The organism is Galbibacter sp. PAP.153, assembly GCF_037029175.1.
Lineage (GTDB): Bacteria > Bacteroidota > Bacteroidia > Flavobacteriales > Flavobacteriaceae > Galbibacter > Galbibacter pacificus.
In genome coordinates this window covers 1-1,023 of record NZ_JAZEUN010000057.1, presented here as the reverse complement: position 1 = coordinate 1,023, position 1,023 = coordinate 1, and the positions used below count along the sequence as shown (strand labels likewise).

At 36.2% G+C, this 1,023-nt stretch carries 1 protein-coding gene; it reads left to right on the top strand.

Annotation, left to right across the window (positions count from 1 at the left end):
• Positions 1–104: 104 nt before the first annotated feature.
• A complete protein-coding gene (locus UXI14_RS18010; RefSeq protein WP_335967355.1) occupies positions 105–1,001 on the top strand; it encodes an IS982 family transposase in 897 nt (298 codons plus the stop codon).
• Positions 1,002–1,023 lie beyond the last annotated feature (22 nt).

Genomic DNA, 1,023 nt, shown 5'->3' with positions numbered 1-1,023 from the left:
AACGTGAGTTCGACGTAAGAAATAAGTAATTTATCAACATAAAAAAGCAGAAATTTAGTATATTTAAGTAATTGAAATTCAAATATTTAACTAAAAATCTGCTTATGATTTCTAAAGATAAAATTACTGAAATTTTTTGTGTTATTGACGATTTTTGCAAAGAAATGAACCAAATAATCGACCAAAATGCTATTGTCCAAACCACTGGTAAGAAAAAACGTAACCGTAAATCCAGATTGTCTGATAGTGAAGTAATCACTATCATGATATTGTTCCATCTAAAAGGATACCGTTGCCTAAAACATTTTTATATCAACCATGTTACTCAACACATGAAAGACGATTTCCCGGAAACGGTTTCCTATAACCGCTTCGTGGAACTACAAAAGAAATGTGTGCTTCCAATGACCATTTTTTTACAGACTTGCTGTTTGGGCAAGTGTTCCGGTATTTCCTTTCTCGATTCTACCGTGCTGAAAGCCTGTCATTACAAACGGGAGAAGCAGAACAAGGTGTTCAAGGGGATAGCTGCCAAAGGCAGGGGTACCATGGGGTGGTTCTTCGGATTCAAACTGCATATTGTAATCAATGAGCGGGGAGAGATTATCGATTTCCTTATTACACAGGGCAATGTCGACGATAGGCAGCCATTAAAAGACAAGACGTTCCATGACAAGGTGTTCGGTAAGATATTCGCAGACAGGGGCTATATTGGAAAAGATCTTTTTGAAAAACTGTTTGTGGATGGCATACACTTGGTCACAAAAATTAAGAAGAACATGAAAAATGCACTTGTACATGTATATGACAAAATACTTCTTAGAAAAAGAGCAGTTGTGGAGAGCGTAAACGATATCCTGAAAAACCAATGCCAAATCGAACACACCAGACATCGAAGCTTCGATAACTTCGTTACAAACTTAGTCTCTGGGTTAATTGCCTATTCTTTTTACCCTACTAAACCAAATATTAATATCCATAACTTCCAAAGAATTCAGTAATCCTTATATCGAACTCACGTTA

What these genes read in the sequence shown, in the direction of transcription:
- UXI14_RS18010 (WP_335967355.1), top strand. Translation starts at nt 105, where the DNA reads ATGATTTCTAAAGATAAAATTACTGAAATTTTTTGTGTTATTGACGAT.